5 protein-coding genes and 1 tRNA gene are annotated in these 7,074 nt (G+C 55.1%); all 6 read right to left on the reverse strand.

Annotated elements, in window-relative coordinates:
- Window positions 1–202, reverse strand: a 202-nt coding sequence (locus tag WC600_18340) for a hypothetical protein (protein ID MFA4904691.1), incomplete at its 3' end; no start/stop codon positions are given.
- Window positions 202–2,187, reverse strand: coding sequence for a YCF48-related protein (locus WC600_18345; GenBank protein ID MFA4904692.1), 1,986 nt, complete (start codon window positions 2,185–2,187; stop codon window positions 202–204). The genes WC600_18345 and WC600_18340, both read right to left, overlap by 1 nt.
- A 71-nt stretch (window positions 2,188–2,258) precedes the next feature.
- The gene (locus WC600_18350) at window positions 2,259–3,914 is read right to left on the reverse strand and encodes a DUF1565 domain-containing protein (protein MFA4904693.1); all 1,656 of its coding nucleotides are present in this window, start codon (window positions 3,912–3,914) and stop codon (window positions 2,259–2,261) included.
- 30 nt (window positions 3,915–3,944) lie between these two features.
- A complete protein-coding gene (locus WC600_18355; protein MFA4904694.1) occupies window positions 3,945–5,333 on the reverse strand; it encodes an S-layer homology domain-containing protein in 1,389 nt (462 codons plus the stop codon).
- A gap of 3 nt (window positions 5,334–5,336) precedes the next feature.
- The gene (locus WC600_18360) at window positions 5,337–6,959 is read right to left on the reverse strand and encodes a DUF1565 domain-containing protein (protein MFA4904695.1); all 1,623 of its coding nucleotides are present in this window, start codon (window positions 6,957–6,959) and stop codon (window positions 5,337–5,339) included.
- A gap of 40 nt (window positions 6,960–6,999) precedes the next feature.
- Window positions 7,000–7,071 (reverse strand) — tRNA-Glu (locus WC600_18365).
- Window positions 7,072–7,074 lie beyond the last annotated feature (3 nt).

The following is a 7,074-nucleotide window of genomic DNA, read 5'->3' on the forward strand; positions in this document are numbered from 1 at the left end:
ACCCTTTGGCGTCGGCCAGTCCGGCCGGGTTGGTGTAGATCGAGGCGGTCCCTTCCGCTAAACCAAAGTACGCTTTACCGAGCCCCAGGACCCGCGCGTCCGGAACGATCCGGGTCGGGTCAAGCGCGGTGTACTGCGCCAGCGCCAGACTGGAGCAGAGGGCCAATATGGCAACGGCTAGGCTCCCCCTGTTCGCTTTCATTACATCCCATACCTCTTGTCGACGAGAGCGAACTTGCCGGAAGCGACGATCTTCTTGGTATTGTTATCCAGTATCTGGACCAGCGCGATGCAAACCCGTTGCAGGGCCGCCGGGAGCGAACGCTTGGGAATGGTTATTTTGGAACCGTCGGTGATCGGGCCGGCGTAGCTCTTAGAGAAAGCCGGCGCGCCGCCGGCCGCGGTATAGATCAGAACTGTCGCCCCCTGGTCGAGCGTGACCGGGATCTTTGACTTAAGGTGGAGGATGAGGTCTTCGCTCTCGAGGTCGACCTTGTAAGGTACCGGGAAGACATCAAAAAGTTTTTTCCCTTGGACTACATTGCCGCTTGATGGCGGGACATTGACCTGGAGGACCTCACGGCTGACATTGCCGGCGCTGTCTTCGGCATAAAGCTCGATCGTCGCCAGTCCCGTATCAAGACTTCCAGGGTAGAGAAACGACACCTTGGCTTCGTTGGTCGCCGGGGTCGTGGCCGCACTGCCGGGAATGGAGTATAGCTTTGTGTATGTTCCGTTTTGGTTCAAAAGGACTTTCACGTTCAAGGTCCCGGTGCTTAGGTCCGCCGCCGAAGAAAAGACATCGAAACTGATCGTCGGCTTGGCCACAATGTTCAACGGTATTTTCAACGGTTGATACAGCTGTTCGTCCGGCAGTCCCTTGTCAAACCAGACCTGGCTGATCGAGACGGCGCCGGGATTGGCCGTGATGGTAAAAACTCCCGTGGTTGAAGTCGCGGTGGTCAGGTCCGGATTGGTCACGGTTATTTCTCTTGCGCTGAGAGCCGCGGCTGGATCAATGATCGCGACGCCGCTCGCCTTGGTCGTTGATTCCGCGGTGGAAGCAAAAAACCGGACGCCTTCGCCCGAAGCGGCCAAGGCGAGGCCGCTGGCAAAATCGGTCCCCGTCACCTCAACCGTGCCGACCCAGCCCTGCATCTTTGAAGTCGGGGCAACCGCGGTGATTGCCGGCGAGCCAAGCTTGTAGACGTGGCCATTGTCGCCGACGACGTAAGCGTGGATCACGTTCCCGGTCAAAAAGATGATATTGATGTCGCGCAAATTGATCGCCGTGTCCAGGCCGGAACTGCCTGGATTATAATAAGAAAAACTGCCGCCGCCGTCTTTTGTATAGATGATCGTTCCGTTATCGCCCACCGCCCAGCCGATTTGCGAAGTAACAAAATAAACCGATTTCAAGTTCTTGGCCGCGCCGATGGCGCTGACCGCCACGCTGGTCTTGTCCGACCAGCTTCCGCCGCCGTTCGTGGTGATCAAAAACAGCCCGCTGTCGCCGACGGCGTAACCGTTATCTTTGTCAAGAAAGAAAACTTTCCTGATCGGGCTAGCGCTCGTAATAGAACCGGTCGGATAGACGGTCGTGTTATTTTTGATAATGATATATGAACCGGTTGAAACCGTCTTCCCCCAGGCCCAGGTCGAGTCGCTGGTCAAAGTCGCGCCGTAGATCTCGAAGTCGGCAACTGAAGCGGTCGAAAAGGTCGCCCCCCCGTCCGTGGAACTGTACAGAGAACTGGTCGTGCCGGTCCCGGGATAGGCGGCAAACACCCGGTTATTGCCGGAGTAGCCCCCTTTGAGAAAATTATAGCCGTCCAGCGCGGCCGGTGTGATGTCGGCAAAGGTCGCGCCCGTATCCGTCGATTTGTAGAGCTTGCCCGCGGCCAGCAGGTAGCCTTCGGTTGCGCTCGGGAAGATGACGTCATTGATCGCCGCGGCCCCTTGCGCCAGAAAAGTGAACGAGCCCCCCGCGTTGGCCGTCTTGAGCACCGTCCCCGCCGCGCCGACGGCAAAACCGGTGTTTTTATCGATAAAAAAATCAGCGTTGAGGGTTACGGAGGGGGTGTCTTTGGTGAGGGTGTTCCAGCTCGCGAAGGCCAACGAATTGAAAAGGATTAATCCGACAATAGTAATTAATAATTTTCTTGTCACAGTCTTTCCTTCAGGCATTTCATTATACTCCTTATTTATGGTCTGTCAATCGGATTTATCCTCACACCAAAATTTTTGGTGCGGGGGATTTACCTGGCAATCAGGAATTTTCCGCTGATTTTAGTGCTTTTCCCCCGGATCTGGTAACGGTAAATCCCCGCCGGGGTATCTTTGGTCGGCGTCCAGGTAAAAGTATTGGGGCCGGCGACCGCGTTGATCGTGATTATATTAACGATCTCCACATTTTCATTGTAAATATACATGGTGAGAGGCTGTTCTTCATTGGAAAGAATTGAAATGTTGATGGCGGCGCCCGCCAGTTGAGGCGTGGCCGGGGTCCCGGTTACCGTAACTTTTTGAGGCAGAGTTGTCGTAGTTGTTGTCGCCGGGATCGAGATGGTCGGCGCAGGAAACGTAGTTGTGGTCGTGGTAGTAACGATCGTAAAATCAGCATTTGACTCATCTGTCGCGGTGTAACCATTGCTGGCGGTCACGATCGCTCGTACCCGGGCCTCGTTAGTGCTGATGTTAGGCACGGTCCAGGCGTAGGTGCCGCTGTTGGTCACGCTGGAAGTGATGGCGTTGGGATAAGTTGCTCCGCTGTTAAGCGAATAGTAAAGCGCGAGATGATCGACCCCGCCGGCCTGGGTAGCGGCCCAGGTGATGCTGGATGATACTTCGCCGGTCAAGGTTTCACCGCCGTTGGGGGTGAGGACTTGAACTGTCGGCCGATGGTCATATGGATAGGCCCCCATGTCGGCGCGCGAGCCGTCCGGATCAACTGCTGTAACGGGGTCACCGGTGTCAATGCAGGGAGATGGCGGTTGGAGGTTAAAATTATTGCCCGTGGCGTCCGTAAATTGCGGGTCGGCAAGAATATCGCCGACCTTGCTCGCAACCGTCGTGCCGCCATAAGCGGTTTCATTGCCGGAAACACATTCATAGGAAGAGTACAGCGCCCCGCCGTCGCCGACTCGCTGAATGCCGACCGTGCCTGCGCCGCCGGTATTATAAAAAATATTGTTTTTGAGGTTAACAATGAAGCCCGCCTCAGCCACCCCGGTATTTGCGTAAAAGCCGGTCCCGCTCCTTACAACCGTATTATTTGACGCGGCCAGATTACTCTGGTTGACAAAAATACCGTAGGTGGTGCAATCCCTGATCGTATTTTTGGTGACCGAGCTGTTGGCCAACATATTGTTGATAAAAATTCCGCGGCTCGCGGCATAAATAAGGTTCGAAGTAATATTGACCGTATCGTTTGCTTGCACGCACTGCAGGCCGTACGTAAAATTTGATCCGTTAATAATATTATCTTTGATCGTTATGACCGAGGCGGTATCTATCAAACCGGCCACAACCGCCGTGTCGCCGCCAACGTCTCCCTTGACCATAAACCCTTCCAGCGACGCGTTGCCGACCAGCTTAACCGCCTGCGTCGAGGCGCCGCTTTCTTCGATCGTGGCCTGATAAGCCGGGGTGGCGACAAAAAAACTGTTTGTTATCGTGATAGGAAATGTTTCCAATAACGCCGCGTTGTAGGTGCCCGGCTTAACGTAAACTGTATCACCGGCGGCGGTTGAGCCCGTCGCCTTGGTCAGTCTTTTCCAGGCCTCGGCCGTAGTTAAGCCGCTATTACCGTCGTTGCCGTTAACCGCGTCGACGTAATAGGTGGCCGCGAAAGCCGGTAAAAAACAAAAAATAGAAAAGACGATAATGATAAGGGTAAATTTTACCGTTTTCATGCCATTATCATAGCAATAACGCGTGAAAAGTCAACGCAGTCTTTTCGCCGCCGCCTGGCCGAAGGGCGTTTGATACATCATATCCGCCAGCTCGGCCCGGCTGACCGGTTCGTTCGCCGGCAATTTTTTGAAGCCCGGCAGACCGATCCCGTTGCGGCTCAAAATGGTCAAGATCTGCACCCTGGTGATCGGTTTGTCCGGCTGTTTTATGTTCTTCGCTTCGACGCGGCGGGCCAGGGCCAGGATCGTTTCAAACTCCTGCCGCGTGACTTTTTCTTCCGGCCGGAAAGTGCCGTCGGGAAAGCCCTGGATGAGGCCGGCCGCCGCCATCAGCTCGATCGCTTCTTTTGACGGGTAATTGGCTGGCACGTCTTTGAAATGGCTTATTTCGACCCGCGGCGGAGCAAGCTCTGACGGCGGCACGACAGGCACGGGGGCCGCCTCACGCGTCGGCTGCGGTTTGGCCGGCGCCGGCCCGACGTAGCCCATGGAAAAATAATTGGTCACATCCCCCGACGAGTTGCCGTGTTTATAATATGTGTAATCGAAAGTGTAGCCGCGCAGGTTGATGCCGAGGCCGAGCGTGGTGTGGGTGTAAACGTCGGTCCGGGTATCGGGGGTTTGGGGGCTCTGGTCAAGTCCGCCGCGGAGGGCGATCAGGCCGTTGGGCAGGAATTCCAGGCCGAGGTGCAAAAGTACCGGCCTTATTTTTTCCAATGAATAATCAAGATCAAAAAGCAGATTGTAGCCCCCGCGAAACTTCCAGCTTAAGCCCGCCTTGAGATTGGCCGGTAAACTTTCGCTGGCGCCGGAATCATAAGTGAATTTGCCGCCCAGGCTCGACGGCAGAACATTTTGCAGATTCGCCCCGAGCGTCAGCCCTTCCCTCATTTTGTAAAGCAGTCCCGCATCCAGGTCCAGCCCCGAGCCGACGGTGCCGGCCAAAAGAGGCGACTGGATGGAAGCGCCTATGGTCATGACATTTAAATTTATTCCCAGCGCGAGTTTCTCGTCCAGATTTTCCGCGAAGCCAAGCAGGAACCGCTGCTTCGTCAGGCTGTATTCAGTGCTGTTGAGGATAAACCCCGAGGTTGAATCGTTGATGTACCCCGCTCCTAAGGTCCGGCCAAAAACATCGGGCAGGGCGGCGCCGAGCGCGACGATGACGTTATCCGACCAATCCGGAAACGGGGTCGCGTAAAAACTCATCAGTTTCAGCGAACCGGTCCGGGCCAGGCCGGCCGGGTTCAGGAAGATCGCGGACCCGTCATCGGCCAGCCCGGCAAAAGCCTTGCCCAGTCCCAGCGGTCTCGCCCCGATCGCGGGGGTTTGGGGATCAAAAGCCCGGGCCGGGCCAAAAGAAACCAACGTCCCGACAATCGTCAGGCAAACTATGTAAAAAATTGTTTTCAATGCCACGATTTACTTGGCAATCAAGAATTTTCCGCTGATTTTAGTGCTTTTCCCCCGGATCTGGTAACGGTAAATCCCCGCCGGGGTATCTTTGGTCGGCGTCCAGGTAAAAGTATTGGGGCCGGCGACCGCGTTGATCGTGACTATATTAACGATCTCCACATTTTCATTGTAAATATACATGGTGAGAGGCTGTTCTTCATTGGAAAGAATTGAAATGTTGATGGCGGCGCCCGCCAGTTGAGGCGTGGCCGGGGTTCCGGTTACCGTAACTTTTTGAGGCAGGGTCGTTGTGGTCGTTGTGGCAGGAACGGAAATGGTTGGCGCCGGGCTGGGAGTGATTGAAATAGTAAAATCAGCATCGGATTCGTCTGTCGCGGTGTAACCGTTGCTGGCCGTCACGATCGCTCGTACCCGGGCTTCGTTGGCGCTGACGTTAGGCACGGTCCAGGCGTAGGTGCCGCTGTTGGTCACGCTGGAAGTAATAGTATTGGGATAAGTTGTTCCGCTGTTAACCGAATAGTAAAGCGCAAGATGATCAATCCCCGCGTCCTGCGTGGCGGTCCAGGTGATGTCGTATGAAGAGCCGCCAGCCAGGCTTTCGCCGCCGTTGGGGGTGAGGACTTGAACTGTCGGACGATGGTCATATGGATAGGCCCCCAGGTCGGCGCGCGAGCCGTCCGGATCAACTGCCGTGACGGGGTCACCGGCATCAATACATTCGGAAGTCCGGACAAGATTAAAATTGTTTCCCGCTGCATCTACGAACACCGGGTCAACTTGAATATCCCCGGTTTTACCTGAAACCGTCCCGTCGTAAACGGTCGCATTCCCAAAAACACAATTGTAACTTGAATTCAGGGTGCCGCCCGCCCCATTTTGCGAAATCCCGGTCGTTCTAACGCCGGTATTATATATGATCGTGTTTTTCGCATTGACGGTATATCCCGCTCCCGCGGTATCCGCGTAGATCCCCGTGCCGCACCTGACGATCGTGTTCCTATCGACGGTCAGATTGCTCTGGTTGCTGTAAACTCCAAAATTCGCGCAGTCTCTCATCGTGTTTTTTGTAATTGAGCCGCTGGCCAGCGCGGCGTTAACGAAAATTGCGCGCTGGGTTGCGGAATAAATAGTGTTTGAAACGACGCTAACCGTGTCATTAGCATGTACGCACTGCAGCCCATAGATAAAGTTGGCTGCGTTAATTATGTTATTTTTGATCGTCAGCGTGGAATCCGTCCCCGCGACACCAGCGACAACCACCGTGTCGTCGCCATCCCCCTTGACCGTAAAACCTTCCAGCGACGCGTTGCCGACCAGTTTAACAACTTGCGTCGAACCGACGCCGCTTTCTTCAATCGTGGCCTGATAAGTCGTGGTAGCGACAAAAAAACTGTTTGTTATCGTGATAGGGAAGCCTTCACCCAGCGCCGCATTGTAAGTGCCCGGCTTGACGTAAACAGTATCCCCGGCGGCGGTCGAACCGGTCGCCTTGGTCAGCGTCTTCCAGGGGGCGGCCTGATTGCCGGCGTTGGTGTCAAGCCCGTTGACGGCATCAACGTAGTAGGTGGTGGCGAATGAGGCAGAAGCAAAAAGGGCCAAAAGAATCCAGGCGCGTATAAGCGTTTTCATGGTTAAATTATAGCAACGCCTCACGTAATGTCAAATGAAATAGCCCCACGGGGAATCGAACCCCGGTTCTCAGCTTGAAAAGCTGGTGTCCTAACCCCTAGACGATGGGGCCGCG

The organism is Desulfobaccales bacterium (assembly GCA_041648175.1).
Classification (GTDB): domain Bacteria; phylum Desulfobacterota; class Desulfobaccia; order Desulfobaccales; family 0-14-0-80-60-11; genus 0-14-0-80-60-11.